The organism is Amycolatopsis azurea DSM 43854, assembly GCF_001995215.1.
Classification (GTDB): Bacteria; Actinomycetota; Actinomycetes; order Mycobacteriales; family Pseudonocardiaceae; genus Amycolatopsis; species Amycolatopsis azurea.
Map to the genome: position 1 here is coordinate 373,961 of NZ_MUXN01000011.1, position 19,237 is coordinate 393,197.

16 protein-coding genes and 1 pseudogene are annotated in these 19,237 nt (G+C 67.9%); 2 read left to right on the forward strand and 15 right to left on the reverse strand.

Going from position 1 to position 19,237, the window contains the following annotated elements:
- Window positions 1-4: 4 nt before the first annotated feature.
- The 10 genes and pseudogenes from B0293_RS16375 to B0293_RS44290 all read right to left on the reverse strand — a co-directional run.
- The gene (locus tag B0293_RS16375) at window positions 5-1,903 is read right to left on the reverse strand and encodes a Na+/H+ antiporter (protein ID WP_005159239.1); all 1,899 of its coding nucleotides are present in this window, start codon (window positions 1,901-1,903) and stop codon (window positions 5-7) included.
- A 10-nt stretch (window positions 1,904-1,913) separates the two neighbouring features.
- Entirely contained in the window at window positions 1,914-2,309 is a 396-nt protein-coding gene (locus tag B0293_RS16380) for a VOC family protein (protein ID WP_005159238.1), read from the reverse strand.
- Window positions 2,310-2,314: 5 nt separating this feature from the next.
- Window positions 2,315-2,782 carry a helix-turn-helix transcriptional regulator gene (locus B0293_RS16385; protein WP_005159237.1) on the reverse strand — a complete coding sequence of 156 codons (468 nt, stop codon included), beginning with the start codon at window positions 2,780-2,782 and terminating at the stop codon, window positions 2,315-2,317.
- A gap of 61 nt (window positions 2,783-2,843) precedes the next feature.
- Entirely contained in the window at window positions 2,844-5,942 is a 3,099-nt protein-coding gene (locus tag B0293_RS16390; RefSeq protein ID WP_005159236.1) for a glycosyl hydrolase 2 galactose-binding domain-containing protein, read from the reverse strand.
- Between the two features lie 132 nt (window positions 5,943-6,074).
- On the reverse strand, window positions 6,075-6,461 hold the full coding sequence (locus B0293_RS16395; RefSeq protein ID WP_005159226.1) for a YchJ family protein: 387 nt from the start codon (window positions 6,459-6,461) through the stop codon (window positions 6,075-6,077).
- Between the two features lie 19 nt (window positions 6,462-6,480).
- Window positions 6,481-6,858, reverse strand: coding sequence for a DUF1801 domain-containing protein (locus B0293_RS16400; protein ID WP_005159225.1), 378 nt, complete (start codon window positions 6,856-6,858; stop codon window positions 6,481-6,483).
- Between the two features lie 69 nt (window positions 6,859-6,927).
- Window positions 6,928-8,889 carry a UvrD-helicase domain-containing protein gene (locus B0293_RS16405; protein WP_005159224.1) on the reverse strand — a complete coding sequence of 654 codons (1,962 nt, stop codon included), beginning with the start codon at window positions 8,887-8,889 and terminating at the stop codon, window positions 6,928-6,930.
- Window positions 8,890-8,911: 22 nt separating this feature from the next.
- Window positions 8,912-9,541: a hypothetical protein gene (locus tag B0293_RS16410; RefSeq protein WP_039918589.1), complete on the reverse strand. Its 630-nt coding sequence runs from the start codon at window positions 9,539-9,541 to the stop codon at window positions 8,912-8,914.
- A 196-nt stretch (window positions 9,542-9,737) separates the two neighbouring features.
- Window positions 9,738-10,991 carry an HNH endonuclease signature motif containing protein gene (locus B0293_RS16415; protein ID WP_039918655.1) on the reverse strand — a complete coding sequence of 418 codons (1,254 nt, stop codon included), beginning with the start codon at window positions 10,989-10,991 and terminating at the stop codon, window positions 9,738-9,740.
- 99 nt (window positions 10,992-11,090) lie between these two features.
- Window positions 11,091-11,468, reverse strand: a pseudogene (locus B0293_RS44290) (hypothetical protein); the annotation flags it as partial.
- A 239-nt stretch (window positions 11,469-11,707) separates the two neighbouring features.
- Between B0293_RS44290 and B0293_RS16430 the strand changes: the two are divergent.
- Window positions 11,708-12,004 carry an antibiotic biosynthesis monooxygenase gene (locus B0293_RS16430; protein WP_005159217.1) on the forward strand — a complete coding sequence of 99 codons (297 nt, stop codon included), beginning with the start codon at window positions 11,708-11,710 and terminating at the stop codon, window positions 12,002-12,004.
- Between the two features lie 81 nt (window positions 12,005-12,085).
- Window positions 12,086-12,883 (forward strand): DUF1684 domain-containing protein, encoded by a 798-nt coding sequence (locus tag B0293_RS16435; RefSeq protein WP_005159215.1) that lies wholly within the window; start codon window positions 12,086-12,088, stop codon window positions 12,881-12,883.
- On the opposite strand, the gene B0293_RS16440 is transcribed toward B0293_RS16435, so the two are convergent.
- The 5 genes from B0293_RS16440 to B0293_RS16460 all read right to left on the reverse strand — a co-directional run bounded on the left by B0293_RS16440 (window position 12,865) and on the right by B0293_RS16460 (window position 19,214).
- The gene (locus tag B0293_RS16440; RefSeq protein ID WP_005159211.1) at window positions 12,865-13,860 is read right to left on the reverse strand and encodes a BtrH N-terminal domain-containing protein; all 996 of its coding nucleotides are present in this window, start codon (window positions 13,858-13,860) and stop codon (window positions 12,865-12,867) included. The genes B0293_RS16435 and B0293_RS16440 overlap by 19 nt on opposite strands.
- Window positions 13,857-14,660, reverse strand: a complete 804-nt coding sequence (locus B0293_RS16445) for a MerR family transcriptional regulator (protein WP_005159209.1) — start codon at window positions 14,658-14,660, stop codon at window positions 13,857-13,859. Before B0293_RS16445 ends, B0293_RS16440 begins: the two co-directional genes overlap by 4 nt.
- A gap of 46 nt (window positions 14,661-14,706) precedes the next feature.
- Window positions 14,707-17,607, reverse strand: a complete 2,901-nt coding sequence (locus B0293_RS16450) for an alpha-L-fucosidase (protein ID WP_005159207.1) — start codon at window positions 17,605-17,607, stop codon at window positions 14,707-14,709.
- A gap of 158 nt (window positions 17,608-17,765) precedes the next feature.
- Complete coding sequence (locus tag B0293_RS16455; RefSeq protein WP_005159205.1) at window positions 17,766-18,452, reverse strand: hypothetical protein; 687 nt, start codon at window positions 18,450-18,452, stop codon at window positions 17,766-17,768.
- Between the two features lie 36 nt (window positions 18,453-18,488).
- A complete protein-coding gene (locus tag B0293_RS16460; protein WP_005159203.1) occupies window positions 18,489-19,214 on the reverse strand; it encodes a HEAT repeat domain-containing protein in 726 nt (241 codons plus the stop codon).
- Window positions 19,215-19,237 lie beyond the last annotated feature (23 nt).

Below are 19,237 nucleotides of genomic sequence, written 5' to 3' on the forward strand. Positions count from 1 at the left end.
CGAGTCAGCCGAGCTGTTTGTCCACGAAACACCAGCGCCAGGTCTCGCCAGGCTCGTGGCTGCGCATCACCGGGTGCAGCGTCTCGTGGAAGTGCTCGGTCGCGTGTTTGCCCGGTGAGGAGTCGCAACAGGCGACGTTCCCGCATTTGACGCATCGCCGCAGGTGGACCCAGGTCATCCCGTGCTCGACGCAGATCGCGCATGCATCCGGAGAGCTGGGTTCGACGGTCGGCCACTCCTTGGTCAGATGTTTGCAGGATCCCGCCGTCGCGGCTGGGGTGCGCAGTTCCCGATCGGAGTCCGGCACGGTCTCCTCCTCCCTGTCCAGCATGGATTCCTCGATGTCGAGCCGTTCGAGGATCCGCCGCAGGACATCATCATCGGCCATCCCGGAGTCCCGCGCCTCCAGGAACTTTTCGCGCTCGACTTCGAGCAGCCTCATCCGCAGCCGCCGGTAGGCGTCGCTCGGCGTTTCGGTCAGGGTGCTCTGCCTGCCGAGTTCCTCCCAAGCCGAGTCCGACCGATGCTGGAGCCGGCTGCGCAGGCGTTCGACGATGTCGTCCGGGTCGTCGACGGTCCGGATCTTCTCCAGTTCGTCGAGCGCGGCCCGGGTCATGTTGTTGAGCACGGCCGCTTCCTGCAGCGCGTCCTCGGCCGGGTCGGGCGGCGGCAGCTTCAGACGGCGGACCAGGACCGGCAGCGTCGTCCCGTGCAGCAGCAGCGTTCCCGCCACCACGACGAACGCGACCAGCACCAGCACGGCCCGCTGCGGGGTGTCCGCGGGCAGCACGAACGCCGCCGCGAGCGTGACGACCCCGCGCATGCCCGCCCAGGCGATCACCGCCGAGTACCGCCACGGCCAGGCGTGCCGGCGGAACGTCCGCCGCGCCAGGCCGATGCCCACCATCCAGATGATCCGCGCGACGATGGTCGCGGCCAGCGTGGCGGCGCAGATCAGGATCAGGTCCAGTGCGCTCAGCCCGCTGTCGCCGACCTCGGTCATGATCCGGCGGACCTGCAGCCCGATCAGCAGGAAGACGATGTTCTCCAGCAGGAACTGGATGGTCTGCCAGTTCAGCCTGCTGGCCAGCCGGGAACGTCCCGAGAGCATGCTCGGCGCCTTGTGCCCGAGGATCAGCCCCGCGACGACCACGGAGATCACGCCGGAACCGTGGATCGCCTCGGCGGCCAGATAGGCGACGAACGGGACCACCAGCGAAAGCGCGGTGTCGGTGACCGGATCCTCCAGCCGGGTCCGGATGAGCGCGGCGAGCGCGCCGACGGCGAAGCCGATCACCAGCCCGCCGCCCGCGGCCAGCAGGAAGTCCCCGCCGACCTGAAGCAGGCTGACCGAGCCGGCGATGGCCGCGATGGCGGTCCGCAACGCGACCAGCGCGGCCGCGTCGTTGAACAGGCTTTCGCCTTCCAGCAGCCGGGTCAGCTTGCGCGGCATCCCGACCTTGCGGGCGACGGCGGAGGCCGCGACCGCGTCGGGCGGGGCGACCACCGCGCCGATCGCGAGCCCGGCGGCGAGCGGCAGATCGGGGATCACCAGCCACGCCACGACCCCGACCGCGGCGGTGGTGAAGATGACGAGCCCCACCGACAGCAGCAGGATCGGCCCGCGATTGCGGCGGAAGTCGATCAGCGACGTGCGGATCGCGGTCGCGTAGAGGAGCGGGGGCAGCAGCCCCAGCAGAACGACTTCCGGGTCCAGTTCGTACTCCGGGATGCCCGGGACGTACGAGGCGACGACCCCCACCGCGATCAGGCACAGGGGTGCCGACCAGTCGAGTTTCCGCGCCGCGGCGGTGACCAGGAGGACGGCCACCACCAGTGCCACGAGTTCTACCGCGATCTCCACGCCGCTCATCATCACCCGAAGGCCTCGGTGCGCGCGCATCGAGGGGCGGCTACCGCTGTTCGATACGCACCAGGTTGCCCGCCGGGTCACGGAAGGCGCAGTCGCGGACGCCGTAAGGCTGTTCCATCGGCTCCTGGACGACATCGGCGCCGGTCGCCTGGATCCGGTCGAACGTCTCGATCAGGTCCGAAGTGGACAGCACGATGGCCCCGTAGGTGCCCTTGGCCATCAGTTCGGCGATCGTGGCGCGTTCCTCGTCGGTGATCTCCGGGCCGTCGGCCGGGGAACGCAGCACGATCGACGTCCGCGGCTGCCCCGGCGGGCCGACGGCGACCCGGTGCGGAGCGTCGTCCCGCACCTCGAAGCCCAGGACGTCGCGATAGAAGGAAAGGGCGGCCTCGAGATCGTCGGCGGGGAGGAAGGACGCGTGAATCGAGAGGATCATGCGACTCAAGGTAGGTCGGGGCGCCGGGAGGCCGCTTCTCTATTCCTGATCGGTCGCATGACCTGTTTGACGACGCAGCCGGGCATACCGCGGCCCTCTTCCGCCGCCTGCTTGCGGTAGGCGCTCGGCGAGATGCCGACCAGCTCCGAGAACCGCGTGCTGAAGGTGCCCAGCGACGAGAAACCGACGTCGAAGCAGACCTCGGTGACCGACATGTCCCCGCGCCGCAGCAGCATCATGGCCCGCTCGATCCGGCGGGTCATCAGGTAGCTGTAGGGCGATTCGCCGTACGCGGCGCGGAATTCCCGGCTCAGGTGCCCGGCCGAGACGTGCACGCCGCGTGCCAGCGCCTCGACGTCCAGCGGCTGGGCGTAGTCCCGGTCGATCCGGTCGCGGACACGTCGCAGCATCGCGAGGTCGCGCAGGCGCGGGCCTGGGTCACGCTGTCCGGTCACCCGGAAAGCGTAACCCACGGGGTGACGGAAAAGGCCCCCTTCGCCGGGCGGCGAAGGGGGCCTCTGGCGACTCCCCGTGCTAAAGGGTGATCTTGTCGACGTTGGGGCCGCCGTTCGCCGTGGTGGCGACCGCCTTGATCTTGTTCTGTCCCGCCGCCAAGGTCATCTTGACGGTTCTCGTCGTCCAGTTCGGCCAAGCCCCGGTGGCGCCGAAGCCGACACCCGACGCGCTGATCGAACCGTTGACGGAGAAGTCCAGCGGCCGGTCCGCCGTCGTCCCGTTGGCGTACCGGACGACCACGTCGTAGGTGCCCGCCGCCGCGACGTTCACCGTCCACTCGACCGAGCTGCCCGCCACGTTGTCGTAGTTGACGAACCCGCTGCCGGTGAACCCGGCGTGGTTGGACTCCACCGCGCCCTGGACGACCGCGGCGTCCTCGGCCTGGTAGTCGACCGGGTTGCTCGGGCCGGGGCCCGAGCCGTCGGCCGGAACGGTCTGCGTGCCGGTGTTCCAGCCCGAGACCCGCACCGAAGGCTTGGAGCCCTTGAGGTCGGCCGTGCGGTACTTCGCGGTCAGCGTGGTCGTTTCACCCGGCCACAGGCTCACCGCGTTGTCGTTCCACTCCACCGGGAGCACCGGCTTGCCCGCGGTGTCCACGACCTTCGAGTCGACGTAGAACGCCGGGAGTTTGCCGCCCGAGGTGTTCTTCAGCGTCACGGTCGTCGTGGTGGTGCCGTCGGAACCGGCGACCGACTTCGCCGTCGCGCTGACGGCGGACTGGCCGAGGTTCTTCAGCCCGGACAGATCGGCGTAGGCCGACTGCGGCGTGTAGTACCAGTCGCTGCCGCCCCAGTTCAGCGTGTCCGCCTTGGTGGAGAGCCAGTACACGTTCCGGCTGACCTCCTTGCCGGAGGAATCGGTGAGCACCAGCTTCGCCAGGTAGGTCGTCGACAGCCCGCTCACCGCCGGGACGGTGACCGCGGTGGACTTCGCGCCCAGCGCGCCGACCGACAGCCCGGTCTTGGTGTTGCTGTACTTCTCGGTGCCGTCGAGGTTGTACAGCTTCGTGGTCGCCGTCAGCCCGCTCACCGCGTTCGACGTCTGGTTGATCACCACGACCGAGCGGTTGTCGTGCGAGTACTGGATGTGCAGCGGCTCGTTGGCCTTCTTCGCCCCGTAGTACGCGCCGTTCTGGTCCATGTAGGCGTCGAACAGCTGCCAGTGCAGAGAAGTCCACGGGCTGTTGAGCATCCAGTAGATCAACCCGGTCGACGGGTTGGTCGAGTCCGTGTAGTTACGGGAGTGCGACTCGAATTCCGCACGGACGTTCTCGTACTGCGCGAGCTGCGACTTCCGCACGAAGTCGGCCAGGTCCGCCGGAGCGCCGTAGCGCTTGGTGAGGGCGTTGCCGAACAGCTTCAGGTTGCCGAAGGTCTCCGACGACGAGCGGTGGTACTGCGCCGCCGACGGGTTCTTCCACATCGTTTCCAGCTCACTGGCCGACATCATCCGCTTCAGGGTGTCCATGGTCGGGATGTCGACGCCGGCGCTGGTCTCGGAGTTGAAGCTCCACGCGCCGCCACGGTCCTTCTGCGACTTGTCGTACCAGTACACCGGCGGCACGTAGTCGTACGGGCCGTTCATCTTCATGCCGGAAGCACCGGTGATGGGGGACGGCCTCGCGGACGCCGCCGGGATCACCGGAGGCTGGAAGTCCGCGGCCTTCATCGCGTCGAGGTAGCCCTGCTCGATCCGCTTGTCCGGCGCGAAGTCGGAGCCGATGTGGAAGGAGATGACGCTCGGGTGGTCACGCAGGCGCTCGGCCTCGGAGAACATCGACGCCTTGGCGATCGGGTAGTCCGACTCGACCCACGGCTCGCCCTTCTCGGAGCCGTTGACCTGGCCTTCCCACTTGTCGCAGCATTCCCAGCCGGGCATGGTCAGCACGCCGAGGTCGTCGGCGATGTCGAAGAACTCGTCCGGTTCGATGTGGCCTTCCAGCCGGACCGTGTTGAGCCCGAGGTTCAGCACGTACTTGAGCTTGTCGGCCGCCGCGGTCTCGCTCCAGCGCAGGAACAGGTCCGGCGTGTAGCCGCCGCCGCGGATCAGCAGCGGCTTGCCGTTGACGCTGTACTGCCGTCCGCCGCTGGAGTTCAGCGTCGCCTTGACGTCACGGACACCGAACTTCGACTTCGAGGCGTCCGACGCCGTGCCGCCGACGCTCGCCGTCAGGTCGAGGTCGTACCGGTTCTGGCCGCCCATCCCGGCGGGCCACCACACGTTCGGGTTGTCCAGGCCGACGACCGGGAAGGTGACGGTCTTGCGTTCCTTCGCGGCCAGCGAAACCGTCTGGCTGACCGGCTTTCCCGCGACCGTGCCGGCGACGGTGGTCTGCACCGCGTTCGCCGAGTCGTTGCGGACGTCGGCCTTGACCGTGAGGTCGGCGTGGCTGAGCGCCGAGTTCAGCTTCTGGACCACGTGGGCGCTGCGCAGCGCCACCGGGCCGCCGCGCCGGACGAGGACGTCGCGCACGATGCCCATGTTCTGGTCCGGCGGGGTCTGCGCCCAGTCGATCCAGCCCATCGAGAGGTCGTTGTTGGGATCGTTGGGGTACACCTTGAACGCGACGCTGTTGACGCCCTGGCGGACGTGCTCGGTGATGTCGAGGTCGTGGCGGGTGTAGGCGCCGTTGACCTGGTCCTTCGTCGCGATCCTGGTGCCGTTGACCCAGACGTCGGCCTTCGAGAGGACGCCGCTGAAGTCGAGGTACGTCCGCGACGAGGTGTCCTCGACGTTCAGGTCGGTGCGGTACCACCACGGCACGGTGAACTGCGCCGTCGGGACGTTCTTCATGTTCGTCGAGTAGAACGGGTCGGCGTACTTGCCGTTCTGCAGCAGTCCGGCGTAGACGGTCGAGCGCGACGACACCGGGTACCAGCCGGCGGTGGGGAAGCCCGGCTTCGACACCGCCGAGTCGTCGCTGACCTGTGCCGAGGACTGGATCACGTAGCCGGGGATCGGGGTGGCGTTGCCCGCGGCGGCGCCGACGGACAGCGGGACGGCCACTTCCGCGCCGGTGGCGGCGGGAGCGGTGGTCACCCCGCAGACCGCCGCGGCCAGCGCGGTGACGGTCATGGCCAGTAACGGGATCCGGGTTCTCTTCTGCCGAAAACTCACGAGCGCGCCTCCTTGGGCACACGGCGGCGGACCTGGGCGGAAATTGTTAAGAAAGTTCCCTAACAATGTTGGGGGAGATAGTAGCCGCCACTTCGCGCGGAGAACAGACCCTTACACCGGGTTCGTCAGTGGTCAGGCGACGGGCGCGACGTAGATCCACTGCCCGCCGGTGCGGACGAAACGGCTGTTCTCGTGCATGCTGTCCGCCCGGCGATCCTGCCGGTAGTGGGCCCGGAACTCGACCGTGCCCTCGTTCTCCAGCAGGCCGCCGCCGGTCTTGCCGAGGATCTCCAGGAACGTCCAGCGCTGCCCCGGGTCGAGTTCGAGGTCCGCGGGCCTGGTCGTCGGATCCCAGGTCTTCGTGAGGTACGCGGTGTCGCCGACGGCGAACGCGCTGAACCGCGACCGCATCAGGAGTTCGGCTGTCGGCGCTGTCGCGGCTCCCCGGTGGAAACGGCCGCAGCAAGCGCCGTAGGGCTCGCCGAGGCCGCACGGGCAACGGGATTCGTCGGTGATCACAGGCACGCCGCCGATTGTGTCACCGTGCCGCTGTTGGGGCTTCGAGGTCTCGTGCCTGCTTGAGCCAGCCGGTGAACAGTTCGGCGTCGATGTCGTCGACCGAACGCAGTTTGACGTGCGCCATCTCCCGGGCGCTCGCCTCGAGCCTGCCGGACTCGTCGTCGACGAGCTGCCCCTTCCAGAGGGCGAAAGTGACGTACGACGAGTACGCCTTCACCAGGCAGACGAGGCCCTTGCCCACGGCTTCGCCCACGCTCCAGGTCGGGGAGGCGTGGTACATCGCCTCGATGGAGCCCGGCAGGGCGGCGTTGACGATCGGGCGCAGTGCGGTGGCGACCTCACGCAGACCCTCGGGCAGGGCGGCGAGGTAGTCGTCGACGTTCGCGAACTTGGCCATGACTTGATCCCTTCGATCGGTGTGCGCTCAGCTAACCGTCCGAAGGTTGAAGTTGTCAAGACAAAAAAATTATTCGGTGGTGGGTTCGTCGAGCACGCCCCACCAGAGGAAGTCGCGGGCCCGGGTCGCCGCGACCAGGTGCTGCCTGCCGCGCAGCTCGCGGCGTTCTTCCTCGGCCTGTGTCCCGGCCCCGTTCTCCTGGGTGTTCTCCAGCACGAGCACGGCCTCGAAGTCGAGTCCCTTGGCGCGGTGCACGGTGCCGACCTTGAGCTTGCCGTCGGTTTCGCCGGTGTACTTGTCCAGTGCCAGCGTGGGGATCCCCGCCGCGCGCAGGATCGCGAGACACCGGTCCAGATCCTTGTGCTGGAAGACGATCAGCGCCGAGTGATCCCGGCGGACCGGCAGCCCGCGGACCGCGCCGACCAGCGCGTCGGGAAGATCGCGCGAGCCGCCGCGCCAGGTGGCGGTGGTTCCGCCCGCGCTCGCGGATTCGGCCGCGCGCAGGGCGACCCCGTCCGCGCCGTCGAGGTCGTCCACCCGGTTCGTCGCGTCGAAGCGCCGCGCGAAGGTGAGCACCTCGGCGCGGTTGCGGTAGTTGACCTTCAGGATCTCGCCGCGGCCCTGGATCGGGATGCCGGCGTCGGACAGCCGCCAGCCGCCGGGGTAGACCTGCTGCTGTCCGTCGCCGACCAGCAGGAGCTTGTTCGGCCCGTCGCCCGCCAGTTCGCGTAACAGCCGCAGGCCGCACAGCGGGATGTCCTGGACCTCGTCGACGACCACCGCCGCGTACGGCGTTTCGAGGGGTTGTCTCACGAGTTCGGCGCGGCCGAGTTCGATCAGGTCGTAGTGGTCGTGCGCGCCGTTCTTGGTGAGGCTCCGTTGATAGTGCTCGTACAGGCCCCAGACGAGTTCCTTCTGGCTCGCGTTGAGCGGCAGGATCCGGCCCCGCCGGGTGATCGCGAGGTAGCCGTCGAGCGTCGTGATCCCGCGGCCCTTGATCACCCGGTCCAGCTCCGTGCGCCAGTAGTCGACGTTCGGCTCGATGGATTGGAGCCGGTCCCGGTGGGCGATCCACGCGAAGCTGAACGCGTTCTCGATCTGGGCCCGGTCCACGTTCACCCGGACCTCTCGTTCGGTGAGGAACCGGCGGACCCACGCGTGCAGGTTCGTGAACTCGGCGCGACCGTCCAGTTCCGGGGCCAGCCGGTCGAAGGACGTCTTGATCACCGGCGGCAACGAGCGGACGTAGGTGGTGTAGAGCAGCGGACCGGTGCTGAGCCGCGCCAGATGCCTGAGCCGGTGCAGCGCGACGACCGTCTTGCCGGTGCCCGCCGGGCCGCTGATCCGCGCGGGACCCGAGTAGTCGCGTTTGACGATCGCGTTCTGCTGGGGGTGCAGGAAAGTGAGCCAGGAATCGAACGGCCGCCGTTGAGCCGCGCCGAGCTGGTCTTCGATCAGTTCGCCGGCGTCCAGCAGTCCCGCCGCTTCCGGGGCGCGATCCGGTTGCCGGACGGCCAGCGGACGGTAGCCGTGCAGCCGTCGTTCCGCCTGCTCGGCGATGCGGGCGACCAGCCTCCCGTCGAGGTGGAGCGCGTCGCGCCGGAAGATGCGGTCGAGACTCGATTCGGTGAGCGACCAGTAGACGCCGTCCTGCCGGGGACCGCCTGCCCCCGAGCCGATCACCACGAGGTGGATCGCGCTCTCGGCCAGGGAACGTCCCTGCGGTCCGGGTATCCCGGCGAAACGCTCTTTCGCTTGGCGCAAGATCTGGTTCGCGGTTTCGCCGTCCGGGCCCTTGTCGGTGATCAGGAGGGCGAGGACGCCGGTGCGGCCGATCAGGAAAGCGTCCGCGCTCCGGCCGTCGTCCGAGGGCAGCGCCGTTTTGACCAGCAGCCGCCAGCCCGCGCCGGTCCGGCTGAGAAGGCCGGTGAGAACGTTGCGGTGCAACGAGTCCAAGCCGGTGAAGGTGCTCTCGATCAGCTGCCTCGCTTGGGTTTCGAGGCGCCTTCTGGCGTGTTCGCTCTTGCTCACGTGCGTTCCGTTCCGTCGGTGATCAAGGTGCTGGGAATTCCACGGCGACTTCGACAGCGGTCTCCAACGTCGCTTCGCTCGGCCGTCCGGTCACCGGAGCGGACTCGGCGATCACGACCAGCTTCTTGGCCTGGCGGGAGTCGTAGTTCTTGCCGGTGAAGCGGGTCCCGTGCTGTGCTTCGCCGTAGAGCGACACATTGCCGGTGCCGTCCTTGTCGATGAGCCGTTTCAGCTCGCTCGCCTCGCTCGCCTTCGGCATCTTCACCCACGCGACGGACACGGCGAGGGTGTTCCCGGCCCCGTCGCCGATGGTGACGATCATGCGGTCGAGGTCGACGCACGGATGGCGCAGGAAGAAGCGCTGGACCTCACCGAAGGAATGTGGTCCGCATTTCAGTTCCCGTTTCGCGGTTTTCTTGAGCTGACGCCAGCCGAGACGCTGCCATGCTTCGGATTGGCGGCCCTTCTGCGCGGATTTCTTACTGGAGCTTTTGCCTTTGAGTGCCTGGCTCGCGGCGGAGTCCAAAGAGGCCGCGCTGCCTCCGCCGATTCCGCTGGTGGCGGCCACGACCACGCCTGCCGTGGCCAGTGCCCCCGCACCGTACTTGTATTTGACCCAGCGACCGTCCGGTCCACGTGGCTGATTCACCATGATGCGTTCCGTTCCCTCCCAAGTCCGGAACGGGAGATCCTGCTCCGGACAGAGATAAAGGAACGAGTCCTTGCGCGTGAATACGCCCGAATGGCGCAGTCGATCTCCGGGTTTCCGCCGGTATCGAACAGTTCCGGGCATGGTGAGGGGCCCGTCGCCGGGTGGGTGGCGGGCTCCTCGGGTGGTGCAGGGGGTGTCAGGCGCGGTGGAGGGTGTTGCGCCGGGTTCGTTGTAGCGGGTCCAGGTATTGGGGTGGGATGAACTCGGGGAGCCCGTCGGCCGCCATGAGGACTTGCCAGTCGCCGTGGTGGATCAGCCGGTGGTGGAAGCCGCAGAGGAGGACGAGGTTCCGGAGGTCGGTGGGTCCGCCGTCTGCCCAGTGGTGAATGTGGTGGGCGTGACAATTCTTGGGTCGTCGATGACAGCCCGGGAAGGCGCAGCCCCGGTCTCGGATGTTGAGGGCTCGGCGTTGGCCGGGGGTGACGAACCGTCGTAGTCGTCCGACGTCGAGGGGTTCTCCGGCGGCGTTGAGTACGACGGGGAGCATGAGGCAGTCGCAGGCGGCCATGCGGGCTTCGCGGGCGGTCATGGTGCCGACGAAGTCCAGGCAGGCTTTCCCGATCCCGGTCTTCAGCTCTTCGAGACCGATGGTGACGTGTACCAAGGTCCGATACCCGCTCGTCCCGGGTTGATCAGGGCACGCGATGGCCAGATCGAGAAGTTCAGCCCACGCGTCGCCCTGGCGTTCGCATTTCATGCGCAGATCGGCCTGGCCGAACTCATCGACCGGGCGGGGTTTCGCATAGGCCTCGAGTGCGGCGGCGGTCCGGGCACCGAGCTCGTCGTCGAGGAGGCCGGTCAGCTTCCAGAACCCGTCCCTGCGACGCTCCAGAGTGACCTCGCGACGCGGATCCTTCGGCTCTGGGTCCTTCGGTTCGTTGCCGTCGGGGTCGAGCCAGGCGAGAAGGTTCGCCTCCGCGTCCGCCAACTGTCGGGGACCGGCGTCTCGGGCGAGGTTGCCGAGGATCTTCTCCGCGCTCTCCCGATCCTCAACCGACGTGTCAGCAGGAATCCTCGCGAGAATCTCCAGGACCTGCTGGACCCGCTCAGCCCCAACCAGCCCTTCGGCGGCCGCAGCGGCGGTGGTGGGTGCGATAGCCGGAACCTCACTCCCGTCGAGAGCGCGGGTCGGATTCAATGCGATCGCCTGATTCACCACCGGCCGGGCCTCGCCGCGAGAAAGGCCCGCCACATCGGCAAACCACGTGATCGTGCTGCCATACCCGAACAAGTCCTTCGCGCCCCGGGACTCGATCTCCGCCAGGTATCGCCCCAACCCGGCGGACGCGACCCGCATCACCTGCAAGAACTGCTGCACACCATGCGCAAGCTCCAGCTTGCCAGCACGCCACAACTCCTGCGGCAACTCGGGGAGGAAGGTCTCGGACATCTCTCCAGAATACACCCAGAAATCGAACATGTGTTCGTAATTTTAAGTCACCATAACCCCGCGCATCCGCCACTTTTGAGTGACGTCGCAATTAGTCCTCTAAGGGTCCTGACGGAATGAGTGGGCTTTGAGTCGGCGCCAGCAGATGATGGCGCAGCCGAGGGTGAGGAAGCCTGTGTGGAGGTCGTCGTGGATCTCCCAGCGGGTGCGCAGGCGGCGGAACCAGTGCAGCAGCGCGAAGGCGCCTTCGCCGCGGCGGGCGATGACGGGTGTGATTCCCGCGGCGCGCACGAGGCGACGGTATTTGTCGTGGTCGTAGGCCCGGTCGGCGTAGACCCGTCGACCGCCGCGCGTGACCAGTCCAGCAGGTTCGCCCCATGCGACTCCGCCAGCAGCAGCTCGTGCAGCTGCTGCCACACCCCGGGCCTCGGTCCAGTCCCGCAACCGCCGCCAGCACGTCATGCCCGAGCCATAGCCATCTCCTGCGGCAGGAACTCCCGCGGACGCCGCTGCCCCACTCAGCCCACCCCTCACAGACGATCAACGAGACACGGCATCAACCCACACCCACGATCATCCTCTTAGTCCTCTAAATGCGGTGATTCGAGCGCGAACTATCGCATCGAGGGGACTGAACGCGGTCGTGATCCACCAGGAAGCATGAAGGCCGCAACTGGTCACCTGTTTGCGGGAGCGGGTCGCTTAGCATCGGCACCATGACGACAGTCGAACTGACCCGCTTCAAGGTTCCCGCCGACCGCGCGGCCGAACTGCTCCAGGCCCGACCCGCGATGCTCGCCGACTTCCGGGCCGACCGAGAGGGCTTCCTCGACGCCCAGCTGATCCGGGTCGACGACGAGACCTGGCTCGACGTCGTGTGGTGGCGGTCGTCCGAGGACTTCGCCGCGTCCCGGGAGAAGGGCGCGAACCTGCCGGGGATCAAGGCCTTCTTCGCACCCATCGCCGAGCTGATCTCCGCCGAAGAAGGCACCACCGAGGACTACCGCGCCTAGCCCACATGCCGGGACACGAAATATCGCCGCCCGCACACCGTTGACCTGGGGGAACGAGCAAGGTCACGGAAGGGATCGGCGATGAGCACAAGCCTGGACACGTTCACGCAGGACTGGCAGAGCTGGAAGACCCAGCGCGAGCGCGACCTCGCCGACCCGCTGGGCTGGCTCGCCCTGGTCTCGCTCGACTGGCTCGAAGACAAGCCGCGCGCGTATGAGGGCCTGTCCGGACTGTGGTGGCAGGACGCCGACGCGGCGTACCTCGACCCGCAGGGCGCAGACCTCTCCCACGACGGCGAACGACTCACTGGTGTCCGCCGCTTCGAGCTGGTGAACAGTGGTGCGACGACCCGGGTCGTCGCCGGGGACATCGAGATCGAGGTCGCGCGCCGCGGCGGGTACCTGATCCGGACGCACGACCCGAAAGCCTCGGTGCTGAACGCTTTCCGCGGCGTCCCGGCGTACGAGCCCGACGCGGCCTGGGTGCTGACCGGGACCTTCGAGGCCTTCGACGAGCCGAAACCGACCACGGTCGGCGCGGTCGTCGAAGGCCTCAGCCACGTCTACGTCTCGCCGGGCATCGTGCGTTTCGAGCGCGATGGCGTGGAGCACACGCTCACCGCGTTCAACGGCAAGAAGGACGGCCTGCTCATCCTGTTCACCGACGCCACGAGCGGCGTCACGACCTACGCGGCGAACCGGTCGCTCGCGGTACCCCCGCCCGCCGAAGACGGCTCCGTCGTCCTCGACTTCACCCGGGCGACGAACCTGCCGTGCGCGTTCACCGACTTCGCCACGTGCCCGTTGCCGCCGGCGGGCAACGATCTGCCCTTCGCGGTGGAAGCGGGGGAGAAGCTGCCCTACGAACGCTCACACTGAACCGTCGACAGCGCAGTCATCGCCTCCTGTTCGCGCTGAGCCAGCTCGGACAGGACGGCGGACGCGTCGGCCAGCTGCCGGACGTCGCCGGTCTCCCCGGCCTGCGTGAACAGCCGCGCGACTTCTGTCCACAGTGGAGCGATCTCGCGGTACTTCTCGTACGCGGTGCGGAGACCGGCGTCGTCGACGAGTGTCGTGCATTCTTCGAGGAAGTCGCGGTAGATCCGGCGGAAGAGCCCGCCGCCGGTCCCCGCCCGCTCCATCAGGACAGCGACCTGCGGAAGGTCGCGGGCCGGGTCGCTGCTGCGCTCCAGCCATTTCCGCACCTGGACGGCGGCCTTGCCGATCCCGCGATACCCGAGGTTGGCGATGGGCGGATTGAGGAACCCCGCCGCGTTGGCCAGCACGGCCGCGCGGACGGCGTCGGCGAGCGGGACGGGAGGCGCGTCCACACTGATGGTGAACGAACGATTCTTCGCCGTCATCGGTCCCTTTTCGCCACGAGCGCGCTCCAGGCTCGCCAACGACGTCGACACGGAACCACCCTGCTGTGCGGTGTCGACGAGGAAGGCGTTCTCGTCGTCGTAGCCGTACAAGGCCGCGAAATGCCCTCCGAAGTGGACTTTCGAGGTGAAGTAGTCGAGGTGGTACGAGTCGAGCTGAAGGCCGACGGGGACACCGGCGTCGATCTGCTCGGCCACGTTCCGCCACGCCGTGCGCGCCGACGTCGTTTCCTTGACTCGCAAGGTGAGTCCGAGGCGGTCGGTCAGCTTCCGGGTGATCTCGGCGGGTTTCGCACGCCCGCCGAGGAAGGGGAACGGCAGATTCTTCCCGTCCCAGTAGATGAAGCCCAGCCCTTCGCCGAGCCCGAACAGCATCGGCTCGGACAGCTCGATCCCGGCGTGCCGCAGCAGGACGTCGAGGGTGCTGGTCTCGCAGTGCTCCCCGCCCTGGGTTTCGATGCCGTCGAGGATCACGCGGTCACCGGCCAGGCGATCTCGGTGCGGTAGCCCTCGGGCGCGACCGACGGGCCGGGCGCCACCAGGTACAGCTCCTCGGCGGGCCCGGTCGGGACGCGGTCGCGTTCGGCGATCCAGCGGCCCAGCGATCGGTACGCGGTCTCGACGTCTTCGTAGCCGCCCTCGTGGATCGTCGCCGCGAGCAAGCCGCCGGGAAGCTCACCGGCGCCGATCTCGCCGTCGTCCCGGACCGGACCGTCCACCGGGACGAACAGTTCGACGGACAGCCCGTCGGGATCATCGGTGCGGTAACGGGTCCCGGGCGGCCCGGCCGGCGTGACACCTTGGGCGTCGAGCGCCGCGAACAGCCGGGCGTACGCGGGACCGATCCGCTCTGCCAGGCCGCTCAGCGGAGTCTCGATCGTCAGGCAGGCGATCGGCTGCGGCGTGCGCACGCGCTCGTAGACGTGCAGCCACCGGGTCGGCTCGGCGAGCACGGAATCGAGCCCGCCGCTGATCGCCGCGAGTTCCGCGGCCCGCGCCGCCACTCGGTCGTGATGCCGTTCGATCGCGGCCTTCACCTCGTCCGGGGACCCCGCGTCGAGGATCTCGGCGATCTCCGCCAGCGGCACCTCCAGCTCCCGCAGCCGCCGGATCAGGCCCGCGCGCGCGAACTGTTCCAGCGAGTACCGGCGGTACCCGGTGCCGGGGTCGATCCTGGCGGGTACCAGCAGCCCGAGCCGGTCGTAGTTGCGCAGCGCGCGGACCGACAGCCTGGTGGCGTGCGCGAACACGCCGATCGGCATCAAGGTCGTCATGGGATCAGCCTGAACCCTCTCCCGGGGAGAGGGTCAAGCCGGTACCTCACCCCAGTGACAGCCTATCGAGATCCGGGGCGGACGCGTGGTCGTTGGACAGCTTGATCGTGTTCGCCCCCGCCTTCAGCTCGACCGGCACCGACGTCGTGAGCCCGGTGTTGTTGCCGGCACCGTCGACCTTCACCTCGATCGGGCTGCCGTCGTTGACCGTGACGAAGTACGAGCGCGGTCCGTTGACGGTGAAGTCGATGTAGAGGGTGTAGCGCTTCGCCTCGGGCACGGTCACGTCGTCGAACCGCACGAACGCGTCCGGATCGCCGCCGATGTTGCGGACCTTCTGCCCGCCCGAGCACACCCCACAGCCGGTGACTCCCGCGCTGCCGACGTCGTTCGCCGAATCCTCGGCCTCCCGCATGAAGACCCGGTCCGCGGGCCGGGGGCTCACCCGCACCGGCTTGCTCACGGATTTCGCCTGGCCGAGGAGGTCGAACGACGCGGTGACCGGGATGTCGGCCACGGTCACGCCTTCGGGGGAGACCAGCGTCCAGGAGGCTTCGAGCTCGTTCCCGACGCGCATGGACGCCGCCGTCACCGGAGCGCCCCGCAGGCTCCAACCCGCCGGGACGACCGGCGCCATCGTGACCTTGCCGATCGTGTCATCGGCGTCGAGCCGCAGCTTCGCGGTCACCTTCAAGGACTGCCGTCCCGGGGAAAGCCATTGGACGCCGCCGGGCTCGACGGTCAGGGTCGTCTTCGGTGTGTAGGACGACGGTGGCAGGGGAGCGATCGCGATCCGGTCGAGGCCCGGCCCCGACGTCGCGTTGCTGAACACCTTGACGGTGTTCGAGCCGGCCTTCAGAGCGACGGGGATCGCTGTCGAGACCACGGTTCCCGGTGTGCCGTCGTCGATCGCGGTCTCGTCCGGAGCGCCGCCGTCGACACTCACCGCGACCGACGTCGCGGGCCCGCCCGCGGTGTCGAGCTGGAGCCGGTACGTCCCGGCTTCCGCGACCGTCACACCCGGATAGGTGACAGAGTTGCGCGGGCCGCCACCGAGCCCGGTGACCTGGAACGATCCGGAGCAGGACGAGCACCAGTCGAGGCGGGCACGGCCGTCGTGGTCGTTGCGGAAGGACTCCGCCTCCAGCGGAACCTGGGCGCCCAAGATCGAATTCGGATAGCCGGAAGCCACCTTGATCTCGTCGATCGCCAGTTGCCGGTAGAAGGGTTTCGCCTGCGGTCCGGACCAGGTGTTCAGCACCTCCAGCTTGACGAAGCGGGTCTGCCGTTCGCCGAAGTCGATGAACTGCACGCCGCGAGCGCTCGGCATCGCGCCGGTGCGCACCGGCTTGCCCCAGTTCCGCCCGTCGTCGCTGACGTAGACGCGATAGTCCTGGATCCGGGACGAATCCTCCGGCCTGCCGAACGATTCGCGTGCGTGCGTCGGTGACATCTCACGCTGGTTCACCGCGAGGTAGGCCGCCGTTCGCCGCCTGCCGAGGTCCAAGGTCAGCGAGACCGGTTCCTTGCCGTCGGCGTCCCAGTAGTTCTCGAAGTTCCCGTCGACGAGATTCGACGCCGGATGCCCCTCGCGTGAGGACGAAGCGGTCGCTTTGATCGTGCGGGAGTCGAGGAAGTGCCGCTGCCCGGCGGTTTCCACCTTGAACACCGTGTCGTAGGTGTCCCAGTCCTTGATGTCCACAATGGTCAGATACCCGGCGGACTGACTGAAGCGCAGCGGTTTCCCCGTACGCACGTCGGAAACCCTGGTGACCTGGTAGCCGTTGTCGCGCAGGCGGAGCAGATCGGTGCTCGGGCGGGTGACCACGTGCAGATACTGCGTTCCCGCGCCGGGCTCGACGGTGATGACGCCGTGCGCGCCGTCGTTCCAGAAACCGGGCTGCATCCCGCCGTACATGTACCCGCCGCCCTCTTTGCCCTGCAAGGAGGATTTGATCGGCGGCACCCAGCTCGCCATGAAGTTGTTGTACGCCTCCTGCTGCGGCGGGAACTTCCCGTTCACCATGGGGGTTTCGGCCATCAGCGACTTCATCGACGAACCCGCGTTGGTGATGTAGCGACCGGTCGACAGCCGGAAGTCGACGGCCTGATCGGTGCCGTCGTACCACCAGCCACCGTTGGTCGGCAGCTTGTAGTCGGCCTCGGTCAGCCGCGGCATCGGAGTGAACGCGGCCTGCGGGTAGTCGTACGGCGGGGTGATGCCGGTCTTCTGTTCGTTGCTGACGGTGTCCATGATCGGGGTGTCCTCGTTGTTGTTGCTCAGCAACCAGGACGGCCGTTTCTCGCGGATCTGTTCGTAGAGCTTGTTCTTCTCCCAGTACTCGTTGTCGTTGTCGATCCAGAACCCGGCGAGGTCCGAGTAGCGGTCCATGACCTCGTGGAAGAGGTCGTAGCTGTATTCGCCGAAGCCGGGACGGGTGGTCAGGTCGACCTGCTTGCCCTTGTAGGCGGAGTACGCGGCGGAATCGAGCGACTCGACATCGGTTTCCTTGTGCCACTGGGGATCGTCGGTCATGTAGAGGATGGTCCGGACGCCCTTGGCGTTGCCTGCCTTGACGAGTTCGCCGAGCAGGTCGCGCTGTGTCGCGCAGCTGCCGGGGATCGCCGACGGCCACGGCCGCGCGTAGCCCAGCCTGCTGTGGAAGGTGGCGAGCACGATGTACGAGGCGCCTAGTTTGCGGGCTTCGTCCACCCAGTAGTCGGCGCTCCAGCCGCCGTCGGTGACGGCGCGTTCCCAGGCGGCGCAGTCGGTCTGGCGTGGTGCGGTGAACATGCCCCAGTGGAGGAAAAGCCCCGCGGTGGCCTCGCGCAGCCATTTCTGGCGGGGATGGTGCACCTCCGCGCTCGCCGTCGGCGTGGTGAGCAGGCCTGCCACCAGGGCGAGGACCAGGGCGAGCCAGGCGGTGCGGTGAACTCTCATGACCATCCGCTCTCATCCAGGGCATGGTTGCCGAGAGATCCGATGATTGCGGCAGATATCCCGGTGGTCAAGCCCCGTTGAGCGGGACACGGCTCTAGTGATCGGAGGTATCGCGCGACGAAGCCCTCCCGCGGGTAGTGCGAGAGGGCTTGTCGGATCGAGCCTCAGATGTTGAAGCCGGGGTGGGTCGCGAAGGCGTTGTCGATCACGAGGTTCCCGCGCTGGCGGGCCCGTTCACGCAACGCCGACGTCGTCCGGGCTCCCTGAGCGAAGAACCACCACAGGTAAAGCGCGCCGTACATCCAGGCGCCCTCATAACCCCACGTGGAGTCGGCACCGCTCTTGCCGGCGCCGAACACCGAACCCGCCGGGAAGTTCGCGTTGTGCGGCTTCCCGCCCTGGTGCCGCGACTCGTGGATCAACGTCTCGGCGCGGCCGGGAACGTCCTTGGAGTACCAGAAACCCAGGTACAACTCGATCCGGTCGTCGACGAACGCCCCTTTGAACGATCGCGCGATCGCGCTGCCGTCACCGCAGAGCGAGCGGAGGTCGTCGCAGTTGTCGCGGACGTAGCGGCGTGCCCAGTTCAGCATGGCGCCGGAATAGGCGTCGTTCTGGTAGTCCTGCGCCGAATAGGTCAGCAGATAGCACGCGTTGAACGTCCGGGCCAGCGGCTTGTCGGTGTTGCACGCGTCTTCCCAGCCGAAACCGTCGTCCCAGTAGTCCTTGTTGCCCGCGAAGCCGTAGGTGTTCCAGAAATAGTCGATGTAGGTCTGATTGCAGATCGAGGCGCCGTAGAAATTGTCCCCGGTCACATTCTTGTCAGGCACGGTGTAGCTGCAAGTGGCCATCGGAGATCACCTGTCTGTAGAAGGAATTCGTTCGGTTCAGGAGCGCGGCGGTTCGGGCGGCGGCACGTCGTCGGTCTGCTTGTCCTTCACGTACCGGCCGCCGACGGCCTGCGGGACACCGCGGACGTCGACCCGTCGGATGTCCAGCAAACGCTCGTCCTCGGTGCCGCTCAGCTCCTCGCGCACCCGGGCGGTGAGCTCGGTGTCACCGGTCTCGGCGATGGCCTGGACCGCCGCGCGCCGCACCGTGAACACCTCGTGCCGGACCTGCCGCAGCAACAGGTCCTTGGCCGCGCTGTCCCCGGCGGATGCCAGGCGTGCCAACGCTTCCACGGCGGTGGTGCGGATGATCACCTCTTCGCCGACGGTGCTGATCCCGTGCGCCGGATCGTCGGAACGCTCCGGCGGGATCGGCTGGCGCAGCACGTTTTCGAGCACCGGGACGGCGGCCGCGTGCCGCAGGTCGGTGAGCAACTGGACCAGGCCCCAGCGCTCCAGGTACTGCTCCTCGGACAGGGCGCCGTACTGCTCGCCGAGTGCCGGGACGACGTCGTCCGCGCGCTCACGAAGCCGGTCGAGGCTCCGCTGGTAATTGCGCTCGGCGTCCTCGCCGGACGCGGCCATGGTTTCGGCGGCCTGGGTCACCAGTTCGCCGATTTCGCTGTTCGAGAAGCTTCCCAGGCCCGAACTGCCGGGGCCTGCTTCGAGGTTGTCGCCACCCGGGCCCAAGGAAGGGGTGTCGGGATTGCGTGGGGTCGGCATGAGGTTCTCCTTCGCAGCGGCGG

Bases quoted from the DNA above. Each gene is read 5' to 3' on its own strand.
- B0293_RS16455 (WP_005159205.1), bottom strand. From the start codon at position 18,452: ATGGCCACTTGCAGCTACACCGTGCCTGACAAGAATGTGACCGGGGAC.
- B0293_RS16460 (WP_005159203.1), bottom strand. From the start codon at position 19,214: ATGCCGACCCCACGCAATCCCGACACCCCTTCCTTGGGCCCGGGTGGC.
- B0293_RS16435 (WP_005159215.1), top strand. From the start codon at position 12,086: ATGAGCACAAGCCTGGACACGTTCACGCAGGACTGGCAGAGCTGGAAG.
- B0293_RS16445 (WP_005159209.1), bottom strand. From the start codon at position 14,660: ATGACGACCTTGATGCCGATCGGCGTGTTCGCGCACGCCACCAGGCTG.
- B0293_RS16450 (WP_005159207.1), bottom strand. From the start codon at position 17,607: ATGGTCATGAGAGTTCACCGCACCGCCTGGCTCGCCCTGGTCCTCGCC.
- B0293_RS16430 (WP_005159217.1), top strand. From the start codon at position 11,708: ATGACGACAGTCGAACTGACCCGCTTCAAGGTTCCCGCCGACCGCGCG.
- B0293_RS16415 (WP_039918655.1), bottom strand. From the start codon at position 10,991: ATGTCCGAGACCTTCCTCCCCGAGTTGCCGCAGGAGTTGTGGCGTGCT.
- B0293_RS16410 (WP_039918589.1), bottom strand. From the start codon at position 9,541: ATGGTGAATCAGCCACGTGGACCGGACGGTCGCTGGGTCAAATACAAG.
- B0293_RS16375 (WP_005159239.1), bottom strand. From the start codon at position 1,903: ATGCGCGCGCACCGAGGCCTTCGGGTGATGATGAGCGGCGTGGAGATC.
- B0293_RS16400 (WP_005159225.1), bottom strand. From the start codon at position 6,858: ATGGCCAAGTTCGCGAACGTCGACGACTACCTCGCCGCCCTGCCCGAG.
- B0293_RS16380 (WP_005159238.1), bottom strand. From the start codon at position 2,309: ATGATCCTCTCGATTCACGCGTCCTTCCTCCCCGCCGACGATCTCGAG.